Origin of the sequence: Paraburkholderia aromaticivorans (assembly GCF_012689525.1) — a bacterium.
Classification (GTDB): Bacteria; Pseudomonadota; Gammaproteobacteria; order Burkholderiales; family Burkholderiaceae; genus Paraburkholderia; species Paraburkholderia aromaticivorans_A.
Window position 1 is genome coordinate 980,326 of sequence record NZ_CP051514.1, and the last position, 16,888, is coordinate 997,213.

Genomic DNA, 16,888 nt, shown 5'->3' on the forward strand with positions numbered 1-16,888 from the left:
CGTCGCGCCTCCTTCGAACTCAAGATGGACATGCGGGATTCAGTGCGCTGAAATGAGGCGGTGAACTCGTCGAGCACTTGTTGGTAACCATTCCGAATGGCTGTATCGACCATCGGAACACGCGCTATCATTGATCGAAGTATGTTCTGCACGCTGTCGATCCGGAGAGTGGCGTTCATTATCCGCGTGTGCACCGCTCCGTCACATGAGGAGATTCCTCGTGAAAGTCTTTGTTAGCTATCGCCGCACAGACCATGGGATCGCAGGCCGGATTACCGACCATCTGATTGGCCAGCTTGGGGCCGGCACGATCTTCTTCGACGCTGATGGCATCGGATCCGGCACAAACTACGAAACTCGGCTGCGTGAAGCGCTGGATGCGTGTGACGTGCTTATCACTGTCATCGGTCCATCCTGGCTGGCGGTTACGGACGAGTCGGGAAAGCGGCGGCTCGACGATCGGGAGGATTGGGTGCGGCAGGAGGTGAGTTCTGCGCTGAAGCGCAACATCACCGTGATCCCGGTCCTGCTGGAAGGAGCGCCGCCCCTGACGAAATCCAGATTACCCCCGGCGCTGGCGGCGCTCGCGCCGATACAAGCCTTCAGGCTAGGCGATGGCGACCGCTTCCGACGCGATATGGAGGAACTCAGTCGGCTTGTCCGAGAAGGCTTGAAGGAGGCGGAGGACCGCAGAGGCAGGGAGGCCAAACCAGACCTGCGTGCCTTCTTTCCTAAGAACCCGCGGGGATACTTCGAGCTTGACGGGGCGATCCCCGCGGTGATCGCCGCAATGGAGACGTCCTTGGCGTTTCAGGGACGAGCGACCCGTTTATCCATCGCCTATGCAAGGTCCAAGGTCTCGCTCGTTCGTCTACCACAGGGAGGCCGTGGCAGCATTGGCTGCAGCGTCCACGAGGCAATCCGCGTGGTTGAGCACTACGGCGCCGTCGGCGAGCAGGCATGGTCGAAGGCATTCCCACCGGTGAAAAAACGTGGAGTCATCGCCAAACTCTTCGGTACGCGATCGGTTCCGCTGCCCGAACCAACGACGACAGCCGAACTCGACGATTTGGCTCAATCATACCGTGCGCGAACCTATCAGCTGTCGAGACGGGATGAGATTGCCAGTCAGCTAGGATTGGGTCGCCCTGTGCTTATCGAGTCCGCTTTTCCGCGCGAATCCGCTTTTCCGCGCGCGGCCTTTAACGAAGGTGCGGAGACCTCGGTGATCGTCGAGCTGAACAGAGAGGATCTGACCGTCACGCACTGGGCCGAGGCAGGACATGCGATGCATGATCTGTTCCCCCGCATGAAAACGGCGCCGGTAGCTGCTTTCAAGTCGGCGCTGGAGGCCGGGCGTGCCTGGGCGATCGAAGTCTTGCCGGCCGTCGAACCCGAAAAGATGCAGGCTGCGGCGAAGCTGACCACATTCGGCAATTCAATCGCCAGGAAATCACCGACGCCGCGGCCGTGATCAGAGCGTGTCGTCGGTGCCGGTCTTAACCTTATCGGATCACGAGAAATTGATCCTGGCGACTTCCGTTTCGACATTCACCACCCAGACGTAGTAGTCGACAGGCGCAACCCGTGGTAGCGTTTGAGAATGGCCAACCGGCATTTCGATACGTTGGCCGTGGTTACCAGTTCCAATTCCGCTTCATCTGTCTCGGAACCTACCATGAGCGAACGTCGTCGCTACCGCCGCAAACCGGGGCAGTTCGTTGTCGCGGTACGCTTGCAACTCGACACAGCCGGTTTCAGCTACCACAAGTGGGGCGCAGATCAGCGCTGCAAGCAAGGTGACTGGCTTGTGGAAAACGACGGTGACACCTATACCGTTGATGCCGACGTCTTTGCCCGGACGTACCGGGAAATTCGCCACGGCGCCTATTTGAAGATCACGCCAGTCTGGGCTGAGATCGCACAGGTGGCTGGCGAGGTGACGACCAAGGAAGGCCAGACCCGCTATGCTGCCGGCGACTATCTCGTTTTCAACGACGAAGACAGCAAGGACGGGTACGCGATGACATCCGCCAGGTTCGAATCGAGCTATGAAAGGGATGATTAGCCGATCATGTAGTCCGGCGATCGACCCTTCAGGCGCTTTCGAACATTCGCGGTGCGTCGATCGCGTTCAATGATCCCGCTCCCGTCGCATCGAATATCCCGCAAACGCAGCAGGCACGTGCGTGCGTGATGACCTTACACAGCACCGACATCGATCACGTCCACGTCAAACCCATCGTCTTGCCATAGCCTGATCGCGTCGGCGGTTCCACCTGGACCGTCGCCCTGCTGCCGGTCCCAAACCGCCAGAATGATCGGCGTTTCGTCCAGCCGGCGAGCGAATTCGAGCGCGCGCTTCTGCACTTCGCGATTTGCTTCTTCGAGCACCCTTCCCAGCTCAGCGTCCGGTGGACATGTGTCCCGAAGCGGCTTGCAAAACTGGACCCGTCCGGTGGCCTTCACCTTGTAGAAGCGGTCCTTCCACTGATCACCGACCGACATCGCCACAAAATCGGCCTCGGGAATCGGTAAAACGACTGTCGCTCCGCGCCTGTGGCTGACCAACTCCTCGAGCACGATTAAGTCGGTTCCGCGAGCCGCCTGGCCAAAGCCATACAGGTTTCCGTATTTCATAACCCGGTCTCTGATGGCTTTGCGTACCATACTGACCTCGCTCTGCGGAAAGCGCGGGCTCGCGCGATCGTCCGCATCTGTCATGTGCCCAAAGTAGGCAAGCACATGAGGCACCGTGAGCAGATCATCCAGCAAGTCCGAGGGTTTGCCGAGTGCACTCAGATTCAGACGCGCTTGCCTGCGCATCATGGCGATATTTTCGTGCAGACCCGCGGCCTTAGCGACCGCCTTGCCGTACCATTCGCGCGCTTCGTCGAACTTTCCAAGCAACAGGCACGTCTCGCCCAGGGTAGCCAGATCCCAATGCGGAAGAGTCGCTTCGTCCTTTGTCAGTAATGCATCGCGCACCTGGCCAGCAACCTGGAACATGCGCGGCAGATCGTTGCACTGCAAGGCCATCGCTGCGGTGTTGATGCCATTGAAAGCATCGCCGAAGCGTTCGTACGTTTGAAGATAGGTCCGGTAGGCAAGTTGCTTGAATGCCCGATCGTCCGTTTCAATCCAGCGCTGCTTGTAGCATCCGGCCAGCAGGCCGCCCGTCTCCGGATCGGCCACGCCCTCCCTATGCAACACCTCCAGCATCTTTATCGCTTCGTCAACCTCTCCCGACTTGCGCAGCGCGAACGCGCGCAGTTGCCGCACCCGAACGGTCGGCTCGAGCTGTTTCAGCACCTCCAGAGCGGATTCAAACAGTCCCTTTCCGTTGAACACCTCGGCCGCTTTGATCAGCGGGGCACTGTCCGACGACTCGGTCTTGCGCCACTCGTCCAGAACGGCAAGGATCTGTCTTTCACCACCCTTCGCCGCCGTCATGATTTCGGCCACAAACCGGTCAGTCACGCGCACATCGGCCGCATCCGCACGAACGGCTCTCGGGTCCCTGTCGGGGTCGAGGTCGGCCAGCGCGCTAAGCAGCCTATCCAGATTCGGCCCCTCGGCCGGCTTCGAGCCATTGAAATCGAGCCAGACGCGCGTGTCCAGAAACGTGGGCATCGAAACGTCAGCGATACGCAATGGCACGAGCTTGAACTTCGCGTCTTCGACGGCCCTTTTTACGAGGACATTCGCTTCCTGTTGACACCATGGCGACTCGAGCCAATCCCGGCTTACCAGAACGACCGCCGATCGGCTGCGATTGAGCGCGGATTCGAGTTGACCCGCGAGATAGTCCCCCGGCTTCAGCTCTCGCTGGTCGATGAACACACGCAGACCTGCGCCTTCCAGGCGCGCCACGAGACTCATCGCCCACGCCCGGTCGGTCGAGCGATAGCTCACGAATACGTGATACTCGTCCCTAGCGAGGTGGGGAATTGATTCCGCTCGCGTTTCAATGGGAGAAGGCGTTATCTCCACCGTTAGCGGCTCGACATCGAGAAGTTTGACCACTTCGTCGATCGGACACGCGTAGACGTAACCATATGCGGCCCGGCGCTTGTCGTCGGCATCGCCGATATGTTTCGTCAGATGACCGACCAATGCGCCCGCCACCACAATCGGCCCACCCGAAAAGCCGTGCAGCGGTGAAGCATTGCCGGCGGCGATCTGATCCGAATAGAGCAAAACCGCGCTTTGACCGACGTCGTTGCGGGTTCGGGCGTCCATCACGCGTCCATCGATCGGCAGGCCGACCGGCAGTCCCGTCTTGTCGGCTAAGGTCGGGAAGCCGTAACCGGTCCACGCCACGTCGCGTACAAGCGTCTTCGCGACTGGCAGTGCAGCGACGGTCAGTTCCTCCTGGAAGCCAAGCACAGCCGCATCTGTTTTCGGATCGGACCTCAGCAGGGTTGCCTCGACCGTCGGGCCATCCACACCGATGGTTACAGTAACCGGCTGCCCCGGCTGTAAGTTCCTGACCACGTGCATCGCGGTCGCGATCCGCTGCGGGGCAACGAGATAACCCGAACCGGCACTCTCTGTACTGCGGATGAAGACGCAGCTCTCTTTCAGCCGGCCGATCGTGTTGCCATTGTTCTCAGGCATGTGCAGGCCCTCCTGCAAGACGTCGCGAGAGCCCGGCCGTGCTCGCAGGTTCGTCGGCGTCGCCATCAGCGAAATAGACGTCCGCGCTCAGTACAGCATCACTGTCGACCTCTATTTTCGCGTAAGTCGGAACCGCCCGGCGCCATTGGTCGAGCGAACTGCTTTCGAGATCGGCCACGAATGCCATCAATGCCTTGCGCGCACTGTCCTCCGTGCCCCAGATGGAATCCGGCATACGCATCAGATCGGCCCAGGTTCCGGTGTTGAGGTAGACGGGAAATGTGCTATTACCCGCGGAAAGGCCGACGCGTTTGACAAGATGCGTGTGCCCATAGACGACAACCTCGAAGCCCGATGCGGAGGCCGTGCGCGCCGCGCTTAGATACGGAGCCACCTCTTCGCCGACCTCGAACGCCAGCCGATGCTTGGCAGCACTTGCGCGAATTGCCTTGAATAGCGCTTCGCGGCGGCCCTCGCGAACCAGTTCCGTCACGGAGCCGCCGACACCACGCAAGATATCGCTTGCGGCGTTGATCTGCGCGAGATCGCCACCGCTCGCGATGTCCTGCGCGAGATCGAACATTTTCTGGTCGCTCTGGTCACCGCTACTGATGTACTCTTCACCGAGCGGCTCGCGATTTTCATCGTAATCGACTGCCCATGTTTGACGATATTTTTGGAAGAACTGCCAAACATCCCGAATACCAGCCGCGCCAAGCGCGGCGACAATAGGCAGTGCGCCCGCATCTTCAGGTTTCAGCAGATCGACAAAAGGGTATTGCCGCTTGAGCGGGTTCATCACATCCACAACCAGGCGGCTGCCCGGTAGCGCCGGAAACTCCGGCTTCAGCGGCAACGCGCGAGACAGTTGAGACCGCGCGCGTCGAAGCGCACCATGCGGTACCGCATTCCACTCGTCGAAGCGATTTCCATGTTCGATCAGTACCGGGCCGCACGTGAACGCTTCGTTATCGTAGATAAACTCGATCCGGCCGGGTCCTATGGCGTCCAGAAGCAGCTGTCGTGGCCCAGGCAATGCAAGCTCGATGTCGTGGTTACCGAGCATCAGCGTCACCGCGCCGTCACGGTTGACTATGAATCGCTTCAGCGCCTCCCACACGGGTGCGGTCTCGGCCAGAATGCGGTCGAGTTTCGCGCACGCCGCTTGAGGATCGCCGGTGAACGCCTGGAATGGCTCCTCAGCCAGAAAGTCGACGATGTCACCCGCAATCACAAGGCGCACGTCGCATTCTGGACTGCGGCCCGGCAGGCCATCAATGAAGCGCGCCAGTAGCGTCTGGGTGCGTGGCGGCGTGATCTGAAAGCCTCGGGCCTCTTCCGTCCCCGGCGCGCCGCCAAGATGTAGGTCCGAGATGACAAAGAGCGTCTTGCGCATGCATGCACCTCAACTTTCGAGAAGAGTCCATCGAGACAGACACCGCTTCGCTCATTTCGAATTTGACAACGCCGGTCGATGGCGCCGCATTCGAGATCATTCATGTATTCGCATCGTTGTGTTCATCAAGCGGGGAATAGCGAGCCCCCTGTCACCGATGGTTGATGACGCCGTCAGGCCAGCGAACTGCCGTGTTGCGCTGCACCTCCGGCTTGGCGGCTTCGCCGCCAATGCAGCGCATCGGCATGCTGCGCGCGGACTTGCCATATGCACAACGACGAGCCAATGTGCCGCAAGCAACCCGACCGCGCTGCTTTGATCAGCTTATACCGCGCGCCTGTCGTTCCGCTCTGGTTACATTTTGTTGTGTTGGGTAACGCACATTGTGGCACTCTATTTTCGGGTGTCGAAATGAGGGTAATACGGTTTCCTGACTTTGTTTTAATCGGTAGCCTTAACTGGCCTTTCGCTGTCGCTGTGACGCAGGTAGCAGGCCAAAACCTCCTCGCGCGTTTGAACCTGAGACGCCTTGTCCGTCTTAACCGTTAAAAGCCCGCGCTGCCTCCCAAAGCCCTGAACTATGCATTAACCATGCACTTAGTGTCATGCACGGGACTATCCTCCGTTGAAGAACGGACGCGCAGCGTCTATAAACTTTTGATGAAGTAACGACTGGTCCAGATCGAGAATGCCCCATCACACCACACGTCGAACTGAAAATGTGTGAGGACGTACGTTTGATTGAGGCACCGCGCGCTGCGCGCATCCAAGGAGGTGGGTTGTCTCTCGAACCCACTTACAGCAATGCGTCGGGCGCAAACAGCGATTGTCGCGAGCCGCGTGGTTGCATCGATGGATCGCGCCATTCATTCTTTTAGTGCGCCCTTGCGCGTAGGGTTTTTCAACTGAATGCGTGTGACGCAATCTCCAAGGCCGCGGGACTACGATGGCTACTCCAAGCACTCACTAGAATGTCTACAGTGAATTCCCGGATCGTCCGGACCAGTATCGTCAGGCATCTTTCGACGCAACGCTGAGCCGGCTCTTTTCAATTGCGGTTGCACATGCGACCGACCGGATCACGTGGTACGAAAACAAGGCAGCCGAGCGTGCGAAAGTTGCCAAGCGAATTCGCTGGTGGGCGCTATTGCTGTTCGCAATCGGAACACTCGCGCCCATCGTTCTCACACTCTTGAACAAGATCGAGACCATTTTGCGCCAGATGGGCTGGTCCAGCTGGCTGACATCGATCCCGATGACTGAGATCGGTTATGTGTTGCTTGCCACGGCAGGTGCGCTCGTCGTTTTCGATCAGTTCTTCGACGCGTCCGGCTCCTGGATCCGGTTTCGCCAGTCACAGGCGCGTCTGGAAGTACTCCTCGCGGACTTCAGATTTTCGTGGGCGAAGAGCATGGCCCAGACTCAGGGGGCACAGACGACGCGCGATCCCGTCGTGCCGTTCACGTGGCTCCTGCGCGACTTCGTCATCAAGGTCGAGCTGCTCGCCGAAGACGAAACTGCGCAATGGGCGAAGCGCTTCAGCGAAATGATCGACAGCTTTGATCGCAATCCGAATCTGAAAGTGACAGTTGGCAGCGCAAACGCTGATTCGCTCGGGAACAGGCGAAGCACGGATGCTACGAGCGATTCTGGCAATGGCGATGTTGCTTCGCAAGGTGCGCCGGGCGCTGCCGGTACGGCTCCGGCGCCAGGCAACGCCCCCCAGCGCGATCGCGCGGCAACGGCGGACACCGCCGTGACCATTCGACTCGCGATCGTCGGTGCGGTCACCCTCGATAGCGGGTCATTGCAACTCTTTGTCGACGAAGAGCTCCGGCCCGTGCCGCCTGACGGCCTCGTGGAATTGCAGCTCGATGCGGGGCATAGCCACACCGTGGTCGCGACGGGCCGGCGCAACGGGCAGACGTTACGCGATGAATTTCACGAGGACATCACCATCGACGACGAAAACAAAAGCTTCGCGCTCCAACTGTGAGAGATCGGACCATGAGCGACACTTTTCTCGGAACGGCAGTTCCCCTCACGCAAGCAGGGTTCGACAATGTCACGCAACAACTCGGCGCCGACGCGCAATCCCTCTGGGCATTGCTCACCGTGGAAACCCAAGGCTTCGGGTTTCTACCCGATCGCCGCCCAAAGATACTTTATGAGCGCCATATCTTCAGCAAGCGAACGGGTGGCCGCTACAACGTAACGAATCCAGATGTCAGTTCGAGCGAACCAGGTGGGTATCTGAAAGGCGCGGCCGAATACGAGCGCCTGATGCGTGCAATCCGGCTGGATCGGCAGGCGGCTCTCGAGAGCACTTCATGGGGGTTGCCGCAGATCATGGGCTTCAATGCGAAGACGCTGCGCTACCTTGATGCCGAGGAGATGATACAAAGCTTCATCAACGACGAGGACACCCAGTTGCAAGGGGCCAATCGGTTCATTAGCAACAATGCTGCGTTATCGGACGCGCTTCGTCAGAAGGAGTGGGCGCGTGTGGCGTTCTTCTATAACGGGAAAGATTATCAGAAGAACCAGTACGACAGGAAGCTCCAGCACTACTATGAGCTTTTCAGCATCAAGGGCACACCAAGTATAGAAGTGCGAGCGGCACAAGCTCGTCTTACCTACCTGGGATTCGATCCTGGCGGCATAGACGGCGTAATTGGCAACGGCACAAGAACGGCGACCATCGCATTCCAGCGCGCGAATCAGTTGAGCGTCACAGCGGACCTCGACGATCCGACTCTCGACGCTCTTAAGATGGCCGCAGGCGTTTAGACCAACCTCGTCTTCGAATCGCTTACATGCACCCTGCCCGATCTCCATTGATGGAGGTAGTCGCCGTGTAAGTCCATACGCACTAAGGATCCTTTCGCCCGCAGCAATGCCACCTCGCCGGACAGCGCACACAAGTGCTCCCGACGCGGTGAAATAGGTCCGTGCGACCCAGGTCCGATAGTTTCCCTAACCCGAGTATGTGGAGGCTGATATGCCGACACAAGACGATGACAAGGCCAACCAGGGCGCTGTCACGTTAAATTGTTCGGGGCGCAATAGCGGAGAGGACAAACGCTCGCTCAGAAAACGGACGGATCTTGGGTGGCCTCAGTGAAACGATGCCAGGTGGCAAAGCGTGCGGCGAGCTGTTTGCGATAGAGTGAGGCGCGTAGCAGATGTCGCTTGAGCGCAAAGTGCTGCCGGATCGGACCGAAGCTCGATAAGAAAGCCTGTGTGCGTTCAGGATCGCGGAAGCCGCGCATGCGTCGCTCGCGTTCGCGCGTCGGCTGATGACTGCTTTCCGCCCGGTTATTGATCCGCGCGCTGGCTTTGACGGAGACGTGCTTGACGTTAGCGAGTTCGGGAATCTCGGCTTTCGCCGCCGGATAGCTGCGCGGCTGGTCGGTCACGATCTTGCGCGGTGTCACAGCACACGAGGCAAGCACGCGCTTGAAAAACCGCTTCGCTGCATCCTTGTCGCGTCGCTTCTGTAGCAGAATATCGAGTTCGGCACCGTGTTGATCGACGGCGCGCCACAACAGGTAAGGCTCGCCGCGCAACGTCACAAATACTTCGTCAAGGTGCCACGTGGTGCCGGGCCGGCTTTGTCGCGGTAAGGATCGACGGGCGAACTCGATCGATATGTGAAGTACTACTTATATTGCCAGGTCGTAGAATTGATCAGCGGCGGACAGATGGGTTCCGCGAGGACTCTTCATCTGTCCTTTGGTGATCATATGCATCAGTTCGATGCCAGCCAGCAAGATTCGCGCACACCGAAAAGTCTTGAACCCCAGCATAGGCCGCGTGCGTCGCTTGATCGCCCGATGGTCCTGTTCGACGAGGTTGTTGAGATATTTGGACTGCCGAATCTTGATGGGCGCTTCACGATCCGCATTGATCGCTTCGAGCGCGGCAAGGTTGGCGCCGCTTTTGTCGATGGTCATCGTCGCGGGTACCCCATTCTGGGCAATAGATTTTTCAAAGTAACGCCGGGCTGCAGTCTTGTCCCGATGGGCGCGTAGCAGAAAATCGATAGTGTTGCCGTCCTTGTCGACGGCCCGGTAGAGATACTTCCATTGGCCCTTTACCTTGATATAGGTCTCGTCGACACGCCAGCTCCTGCCCACGGAACGCTTGCGGCACCGAAACGCTTTGTCCAGCACCGGCAACAGCTTGATAGCCCAGCGATGCACGGTTGAATGATCAACCGCGATGCCTCGTTCAGCCATCATCTCCTCCAGGTTTCGCAGGCTTAGCGCATAGGCGACATACCAGCGCACGCACGTCAGAATCACATCGAGCGGATAGTGTAGGCGTTTCAGTACTTTGGCCAACGCCGGGTTTAGCGTCTTCATCAATTCACTCATCTGCGAACTTGTATCGCCGGAATTCTACCGCTCGCCTTCTACTGCGACACAACCCTCGAACAGCAGTTCTTCGATATCACGCAGACTGAGCTGAAACCTTAAATACCAGCGTACCGCGCAACTGATGACCGCCGCCGTAAAGCGATGACCGTGGTAAAGCGATTTTGCATTTTTCATCACTCGATCTTACTCGACCATCTCTGCAACGTGACAGTGCCCAAAGGATACGTGTTCCGTACATCGAGCGCCGGCCGCTTTCCTGAGATGCAGGTTCGCGTGCATCTCTGCGACTTCAATATCGGCTGCGCAAACATCGCTGTTCAGGTCGAGGCAGTCGGCCCGCTGACCTTCATGACTACGTTGCGGGATCAGTTGGACGGTGACGATGGCCGGCGCTCCTTGTTCGTCGGCCCAACTGGAAGGGGCGCTGTCACGTTAAATGGTTCGCGGCGCAATAGCGGAGAGGACAAACGCTTGCTCAGAAAACGGACGGATCTTGGGTGACCTCGGTGAAACGATGCCAGGCGGCAAAGCGTGCGGCGAGCTGTTTGCGATAGAGTGAGGCGCGTAGCAGGTGTCGCTTGAGCGCGAAGTGCTGCCGGATCGGACCGAAGCTCGATAAGAAAGCCTGTGTGCGTTCAGGATCGCGGAAGCCGCGCATGCGTCGCTCGCGTTCGCGCGTGGGCTGATGACTGTTTTCCGCCCGGTTATTGACCCGCGCGCCGGCTTTGACGAAGATGTGCTTGACGTGGGCCAGTTCGGGAATCTCGGCTTTCGCCGCCGGATAGCCGCGCAGCTGGTCGGTCACGATCTGGCGCGGTGTCACAGCACACGAGGCAAGCACGCGCTTGAAAAACCGCTTCGTTGCAGCCTTGTCGCGGCGCCTCTGTAGCAGGATATCGAGTTCGGCACCGTGTTGATCGACGGCAGGCCACAACATGTAAGGCTCGCCGCGCAAGGTCACAAATACTTCGTCAAGGTGCCACGTGGTACCGGGCCTGCCACGCGCCGCTTTCACACGGTGTGCGAAGCTCGCACCGAACTTATCGCACCAGCGTCGGACCGTTTCGTAGCTGACGCAAACCCCGCGCTCGAACAGCAGTTCTTCGATATCGCGCAGGCTGAGCTGAAACCTGAAATACAACGTACCGCGCAACTGACGACCGCCGCCGGAAAGCGATGACCGTGGTCAAGCGATTTTGCATTCTTCATCACCCGATCTTGCTCGACCATCTCTGCAACGTGACAGTGCCCTCACGACAGATGGTGGAGGAGCTCGGGATAGTCGCATGGCGATCGACTGGATTGAGTCGCCAGCAACAAGCGCCCGCGATATCTCTTCGCGTTTAGCCAGCGTCAATGCCAATCTCGGCCGGTGCCTCTGGGGTGGCCGGATTCCGCCTGTCTCAGCCAGAATCCCTTGTACCGACGAGTGGTTCCGATCAAAAAGCTGGGCGATATGCTGGAGCGATTCACCCTTCCGCCAGCGATCCCACATAAGCGCTTTCTGAGTCTCGGTGTAGTAAATCCGGCGTCGTTGTTTCATTTGCAACACTCCCACTGCTCACGCAGCTTCTAGCGTGTTGCATCCACCGGTTGAATCCGCCAATACTCAACAGCCACCAAAGTACCCGACTGGTGCGTAATAGCGCATCGTCGATGCAGACTCAGGAACCAACGTGCTACCGCGATCGATTCTTTTAAGCCTCAGGTGCAGTTAAAGTCGGAAGGCGCCCGATTGCCAAACCGTAAAGGATCGCCGTGTGCCGAAGTGAAGCCATAAAGTTCCGGACTGAGCGGCCCGTCCTCCCAAACGGACGGCCCGTCGGCCCATAGGAGCAGGCTCGCGCCGTAACGCGACGAAAACGCCACCTGCGTCTCAGGTTCCATTACAACGAAGTCGCCCGCTTTCGCCGTCGACACTGCATCGCGCGCGACGAACGAGACATCCCCAGCAAGAACGAACATGTCGACCAGCGCACCGAGCCGATGCGCCGGTACCTTTGCGCCCGGCAAAAGCATGAGTTGCGTCATCCGACGCATGAGACGCGTATGCGCGTAGTCGTACACGAGCCGGCGCGTCAAACCAGCGACGCGCGTGCCGCTCACCTGCACCGTGTCGAGCCCGATACTGAGGTCCGGTAAATGCTCGGGAAATTCGTTTTCAAAGTTCGTGTGGCGATTGCCCGCGTGCAGCGAGTGCATAACGTCCGCGCCGTACGCGACCGGCCCTTCCATGCGTCCTACGGTCAGCGTGGGCAGATAGGCAATCGCATCGTGTGTCGAGCCCGCGAAGTTCACGCCGAGTTGTCCAGCGCCCGTAGTACCTTGATAGTCTGTCAGCGCGCCAGAGAGAAAATAGCTGAACGCGGTGCCGAGATGCTGATGCACGCCTGTCCGCGCCAAGGTGTCGAACGACATGAAGCCGAACGAATGGCCGGTCCGGTCGTCGCGACGCACGATCTTTTGCGCCAGTCCGCTCTTGCCCACTCCCTGCCATGGGCTTTCCGACACGTCGAAAACATAGACGCCCGCCTCCCGTTGACCACGCGCGCCGCCACTCAATTCAACCGATGAATTCATTGCCGCCTCCATGTTGTCCGCAATCGTCGCCGACGATATTATCATTTGATATAATATAGTTGTAGCTCGTTCATGCCGTCAATGCTTCTTTTGGCTACCCGGGCACCTCGCATAGAATCGTTCCCTCAGCACTGTCATTGAAACCGCCATGCAATTCAAACAACTGCCTGCCTATCGGGTTCGCCGGGTCGCCGAATCAATTCTCGACATGGCCGAGGAACTGTTCGCGCGCCACCTGGAAATTCGGGCGCTGGACTGGCGTGTACTCGTCAAACTGGCGGATGCGCCCGGCAGCATCCCAACCGAAATTGGCCGCGACATGCTGCTCACGCCGGTGCAGACGGGGCGCAGCCTGCTGAAATTGCGCGACCTGAATCTCGTCGTTGCCGTGCCCGACCCGAACGATGGCCGCGCCACCCGTTATACGCTGACGAAACCCGGCCGCAGCGCGTACGAAGCCGGCATGAAGATCGTGCTCGAGGTACAAAACTTTGCGCTGCGCGATTTGAGCGCGGTTGAAACGGTCGCGCTCAACGGCCTGCTCGACCGGCTGATTACGAGCACGGCATACTCGTCGGCGGACGTCGAGCGTCTCTCGCTCGCGTTGTTTGGCGGCAAGCGCAAAAGCGCATGAAGGCGGCGCAGGCACCTACGCCTGCACCGCGCTATCCGCTCCAGCCTATTGACGCGCATTTCGATACGATTCAAACGACGCGCCGGTCACGAGCGACAACCCACCGTCGATGTCCAGCGTCGTTCCGGTAATCATCCGCGCAGCAGGACTGCCAAGGAAAAGAATCGAAGCGGCCACGTCCTGCGGACTGAGCCAATCGCCCAGCGGCACCATCGCGGCCACTTTGCGCTGTTCTTCCTCGGAGATGACGCGCTGCGTCATCGCGGTCAGCACCGGGCCCGGACATACCGCGTTCACGCGAATGCCTTCATGAGCCAACTCGAAGGCGGCATGCCGCGTCAGGCCGAGCATGCCGGCCTTTGCCGCCGTATAGCTGACTCCGCCCGTGTACGACACGCGCTTGGCCGCCAGCGACGCGACGTTTACCACCGCACGGCCTGTTCCAGCCCTGAGCAGCGGCAGCATTTGCTGCAGACAGAAGAAACTGCCCGACAGGTTGATCGACAGCACGCGCTGCCACTCGTCGCCGGTCGTCGTTTCGAACATGCCGCGCGAGACGATTCCCGCGCTATTGACGAGCAGATCAACCCGCTCGACCGATGCCATGCCTTGCTCCACCGCGGCGCGAATCGATGCTTCGGACCCGATGTCGACCTCCACCGACGTAATCGTCCAACCCTTGTCCTTAAACTCCGCCTGCATGGCTTCCAGCGCGCCCGTATCGCGATCAAGTGCCACGATTCGCGCGCCCTGCTGCGCCGCAGCCTCCGCCGTTGCATAGCCAATGCCGCTCGCGGCGCCTGTAATTGCCACTGTCTTGCCGATGTAATCCACGTCGCCTCCTGAGAAATCGGTCCTGCGGGCCGGCTTAGCGTTAGGGATTATCCCGACACGATAAGCGTTTTCGTTGCCCCGCTGAGCGGTATATATTATCAATTGATAACAATTTACGCCCACACGATCGTGTGTGTCAATGGAGACAAAGATGAGTGGAACCCTCGAGACGACTTTCCCTGCGCAAGTGGACCGGGCGACCGACGCCAAGATATTCTGGCGCCTGATTCCGGTCATCCTGGTCAGCCTGATTGTCAACCAGCTGGACAAAGTTAACGTCGCCTTCGCCAAACTGCAGATGGCGCCGGACATCGGCCTGTCGAATACCGCGTACGGCCTGGGCGCGGGAATCTTCTTCATCGGCTATTGCATGTTCGAGGTACCAAGCAACATGCTGCTGCATCGGCTCGGCGCGCGGGTATGGATCACACGAATTCTACTGACATGGGGCGTATTGTCCGCATGCACGATGTTTGTGGTCGGGCCAAAGTCGTTCTACCTCGTGCGTTTTCTGCTGGGCGTTGCCGAAGCGGGTTTCTCGCCGGGCATCATGCTTTATGTAAGCCAGTGGTTTCCGGCACGCACCCGCGGCCGGATCATCGCCATTTTCATGACTGCCTTGCCGATCTCCGGCGTGATCGGCAGCCCGCTTTCCGCCTGGCTGATGACCTCGGCACCGGATTTCGCCGCGCTGCGCGGCTGGCAATGGATGTTCCTTTGCGAAGGCCTGCCCGCCATCCTCTGCGGCATCGCTTTCTGGTTTCTCGTGCCCGATCGTATTGACGACGCCACGTGGCTCGACGCGTCGGAGAAAGCGGCGCTCAAGGCCGAGGTGGGCGGAGTGAACGCGCATCATTCGGGAAGCTTCGCACGCGGCCTGTCCGATGCGCGAGTCTGGTTGCTGTGTCTGATTTATTTTGCCTTCGTAGCCGCGCTGTATGGCGTTAGCTTCTGGCTGCCGACGCTCGTCAAGGCGCTAGGGTTTAACGGAATCCGGCAGATTGGCCTGATGACCGCGCTACCCTACGCAGCCGCCGTCGTGACGATGCTTGTGCTGGCCTGGAACTCGGATCGCACCGGCGAGCGCCGTAAGCATCTCGCGCTAGCCGGCCTGTTCGGCGCAGCCTGTCTGATTCTAAGCGTGTTGCTGCGCGCTACGCCGATGTGGTCATTCGTCGCGTTGATCGCTGCAATGGCCGGAATTGTGACCACCATTCCGCTGTTCTGGAATTTGCCCACGGCGTTTCTGAAAGGCGCAACGGCCGCGACGGGCTTTGCGTTGATTACGTCGATCGGCAATCTGTCAGGCTTCGTTGCGCCGTACCTGGTTGGCGTAGTCACCGACGCGACCGGCAGCACGGCATCGGGCATGTATGCACTTGCCGTTGCAGCAGTGGTTGGCGTTCTGCTGGTGTTCGCGGTTCCGGCTGCGCTCGTCGACCGCATGAACTCGAAGCGCCCAGCGAACACTATTGCCGCAGCGAGCCAGCAATGAGTGCATCCCACGCTTCTCAGCTGAGTACGAGTGACGATGCGCCGCCACGCATCGCCGTCGTAACGGGCGGCGCGACGGGCATTGGCGCCGCGATCGCCAGCGCACTTGCGGCGGATGGCTTCATGGTGGCCGTCGCCGACATCAACCTCGACGCGGCCCGCATGCACGCGGCAGCCATTGATGCGGCAAAGGGCAATGCGTGCGCAATATATCTCGACGTTGCCGACCCCTCGTCGGTCGACGCGGCCTTTGCTGAAATCAGGCAGACATTCGGCCGGTGCGACGTGCTGATTAACAACGCGGGGATCGCGGGCGTGTCCTCCTTTCTGGATTGTCCACTCGACGTCTGGTCACGCGTGCTCGCCACCAACGTCACCGGGCCGATGCTGTGCGGGCAGCGCGCAGCGCGCCTGATGACGATTCGCGGCTGGGGACGTGTCGTCAATATCGCGTCCATTAGCGGCGTTCGGGCGAGCGCTGGCCGCACCGCGTACGGCACATCCAAGGCTGCATTGATCGGGCTCACGAGGCAAATGGCCGTCGAACTCGCCGAAGCGGGGATCACCGTCAACGCCATTGCGCCGGGGCCGATCGAAACGCCGCTCACGCGTGACCATCACTCGGCCGAAACACGCAACGGCTATCACCGCACCGTGCCGATGCGCCGGTATGGCGAGCCGTCCGATGTCGCCGGGACGGTGTCGTTCCTGTGTTCGGAGCGCGCGGGATATATAACCGGTCACATGGTGGCGGTCGATGGCGGATTCCTGGCGGCGGGCGTTCTCGACATCTAGCGGCGCCGCCTAGGCGATTGACATGAACGATTTGCGGGCGGCCGCTTTAGATTTTTGAAGGGCCGGTCGCGTCCTGCAGTCGGACGTCCGGAATTGGCCGAACCGGTCAGACGTTGAACCGGCGGAGCGGGCCCCTCAAACCCCACGCGGTCT

General features: G+C 59.6%; 12 protein-coding genes and 4 pseudogenes. 7 read left to right on the forward strand and 9 right to left on the reverse strand.

All coding sequences use genetic code 11. The features are described from left to right. The first annotated feature begins 220 nt into the window (after nucleotides 1-220). Both HF916_RS04565 and HF916_RS04570 read left to right on the forward strand, forming a co-directional pair. Nucleotides 221-1,474 (forward strand): toll/interleukin-1 receptor domain-containing protein, encoded by a 1,254-nt coding sequence (locus HF916_RS04565; RefSeq protein WP_168787965.1) that lies wholly within the window; start codon nucleotides 221-223, stop codon nucleotides 1,472-1,474. Nucleotides 1,475-1,678: 204 nt separating this feature from the next. Continuing rightward, nucleotides 1,679-2,068 (forward strand): hypothetical protein, encoded by a 390-nt coding sequence (locus HF916_RS04570; protein ID WP_168787966.1) that lies wholly within the window; start codon nucleotides 1,679-1,681, stop codon nucleotides 2,066-2,068. Nucleotides 2,069-2,202: 134 nt separating this feature from the next. Here HF916_RS04570 and HF916_RS04575 read toward each other — a convergent pair whose 3' ends face one another. Beyond that, nucleotides 2,203-4,638, reverse strand: a complete 2,436-nt coding sequence (locus HF916_RS04575) for a TIR domain-containing protein (protein ID WP_168787967.1) — start codon at nucleotides 4,636-4,638, stop codon at nucleotides 2,203-2,205. Next, entirely contained in the window at nucleotides 4,613-6,016 is a 1,404-nt protein-coding gene (locus tag HF916_RS04580) for a metallophosphoesterase (RefSeq protein WP_168787968.1), read from the reverse strand. Before HF916_RS04580 ends, HF916_RS04575 begins: the two co-directional genes overlap by 26 nt. A gap of 1,078 nt (nucleotides 6,017-7,094) precedes the next feature. Here HF916_RS04580 and HF916_RS04585 point away from each other — a divergent pair. Both HF916_RS04585 and HF916_RS04590 read left to right on the forward strand, forming a co-directional pair. Next, nucleotides 7,095-8,012 (forward strand): SLATT domain-containing protein, encoded by a 918-nt coding sequence (locus tag HF916_RS04585; RefSeq protein WP_240975405.1) that lies wholly within the window; start codon nucleotides 7,095-7,097, stop codon nucleotides 8,010-8,012. An 11-nt stretch (nucleotides 8,013-8,023) separates the two neighbouring features. Beyond that, a complete protein-coding gene (locus HF916_RS04590; RefSeq protein WP_168787969.1) occupies nucleotides 8,024-8,806 on the forward strand; it encodes an N-acetylmuramidase domain-containing protein in 783 nt (260 codons plus the stop codon). Nucleotides 8,807-9,105: 299 nt separating this feature from the next. Here HF916_RS04590 and HF916_RS04595 read toward each other — a convergent pair. From HF916_RS04595 to HF916_RS04620, 6 genes and pseudogenes are all read right to left on the reverse strand, one after another. Then, nucleotides 9,106-9,624, reverse strand: a pseudogene (locus HF916_RS04595) (IS6 family transposase); the annotation flags it as partial. Nucleotides 9,625-9,681: 57 nt separating this feature from the next. After that, complete coding sequence (locus tag HF916_RS04600; protein WP_168787970.1) at nucleotides 9,682-10,383, reverse strand: IS6 family transposase; 702 nt, start codon at nucleotides 10,381-10,383, stop codon at nucleotides 9,682-9,684. Between the two features lie 42 nt (nucleotides 10,384-10,425). Next, nucleotides 10,426-10,572, reverse strand: a pseudogene (locus HF916_RS04605) (IS6 family transposase); the annotation flags it as partial. 301 nt (nucleotides 10,573-10,873) lie between these two features. Continuing rightward, nucleotides 10,874-11,607, reverse strand: a pseudogene (locus HF916_RS04610) (IS6 family transposase). A 61-nt stretch (nucleotides 11,608-11,668) separates the two neighbouring features. Beyond that, a pseudogene (locus HF916_RS04615) lies at nucleotides 11,669-11,941 on the reverse strand (IS30 family transposase); the annotation flags it as partial. A gap of 161 nt (nucleotides 11,942-12,102) precedes the next feature. Then, on the reverse strand, nucleotides 12,103-12,978 hold the full coding sequence (locus HF916_RS04620) for a cupin domain-containing protein (RefSeq protein ID WP_168787971.1): 876 nt from the start codon (nucleotides 12,976-12,978) through the stop codon (nucleotides 12,103-12,105). A gap of 148 nt (nucleotides 12,979-13,126) precedes the next feature. Between HF916_RS04620 and HF916_RS04625 the strand changes: the two genes are divergently transcribed. Beyond that, nucleotides 13,127-13,612, forward strand: coding sequence for a MarR family winged helix-turn-helix transcriptional regulator (locus tag HF916_RS04625; RefSeq protein ID WP_168787972.1), 486 nt, complete (start codon nucleotides 13,127-13,129; stop codon nucleotides 13,610-13,612). A 45-nt stretch (nucleotides 13,613-13,657) separates the two neighbouring features. Here the strand turns inward: HF916_RS04625 and HF916_RS04630 are convergent, their stop codons facing one another. Next, nucleotides 13,658-14,446 carry an SDR family NAD(P)-dependent oxidoreductase gene (locus HF916_RS04630; protein WP_168787973.1) on the reverse strand — a complete coding sequence of 263 codons (789 nt, stop codon included), beginning with the start codon at nucleotides 14,444-14,446 and terminating at the stop codon, nucleotides 13,658-13,660. Nucleotides 14,447-14,597: 151 nt separating this feature from the next. Between HF916_RS04630 and HF916_RS04635 the strand changes: the two genes are divergently transcribed. Continuing rightward, nucleotides 14,598-15,941, forward strand: coding sequence for an MFS transporter (locus HF916_RS04635; protein WP_168787974.1), 1,344 nt, complete (start codon nucleotides 14,598-14,600; stop codon nucleotides 15,939-15,941). After that, nucleotides 15,938-16,735, forward strand: a complete 798-nt coding sequence (locus tag HF916_RS04640) for an SDR family NAD(P)-dependent oxidoreductase (RefSeq protein WP_168787975.1) — start codon at nucleotides 15,938-15,940, stop codon at nucleotides 16,733-16,735. Before HF916_RS04635 ends, HF916_RS04640 begins: the two co-directional genes overlap by 4 nt. Nucleotides 16,736-16,888 lie beyond the last annotated feature (153 nt).

What these genes read in the sequence shown, in the direction of transcription:
- HF916_RS04620 (WP_168787971.1), bottom strand. Translation starts at nt 12,978, where the DNA reads ATGAATTCATCGGTTGAATTGAGTGGCGGCGCGCGTGGTCAACGGGAG.
- HF916_RS04625 (WP_168787972.1), top strand. Translation starts at nt 13,127, where the DNA reads ATGCAATTCAAACAACTGCCTGCCTATCGGGTTCGCCGGGTCGCCGAA.
- HF916_RS04635 (WP_168787974.1), top strand. Translation starts at nt 14,598, where the DNA reads ATGAGTGGAACCCTCGAGACGACTTTCCCTGCGCAAGTGGACCGGGCG.
- HF916_RS04580 (WP_168787968.1), bottom strand. Translation starts at nt 6,016, where the DNA reads ATGCGCAAGACGCTCTTTGTCATCTCGGACCTACATCTTGGCGGCGCG.
- HF916_RS04640 (WP_168787975.1), top strand. Translation starts at nt 15,938, where the DNA reads ATGAGTGCATCCCACGCTTCTCAGCTGAGTACGAGTGACGATGCGCCG.
- HF916_RS04570 (WP_168787966.1), top strand. Translation starts at nt 1,679, where the DNA reads ATGAGCGAACGTCGTCGCTACCGCCGCAAACCGGGGCAGTTCGTTGTC.
- HF916_RS04600 (WP_168787970.1), bottom strand. Translation starts at nt 10,383, where the DNA reads ATGAAGACGCTAAACCCGGCGTTGGCCAAAGTACTGAAACGCCTACAC.
- HF916_RS04590 (WP_168787969.1), top strand. Translation starts at nt 8,024, where the DNA reads ATGAGCGACACTTTTCTCGGAACGGCAGTTCCCCTCACGCAAGCAGGG.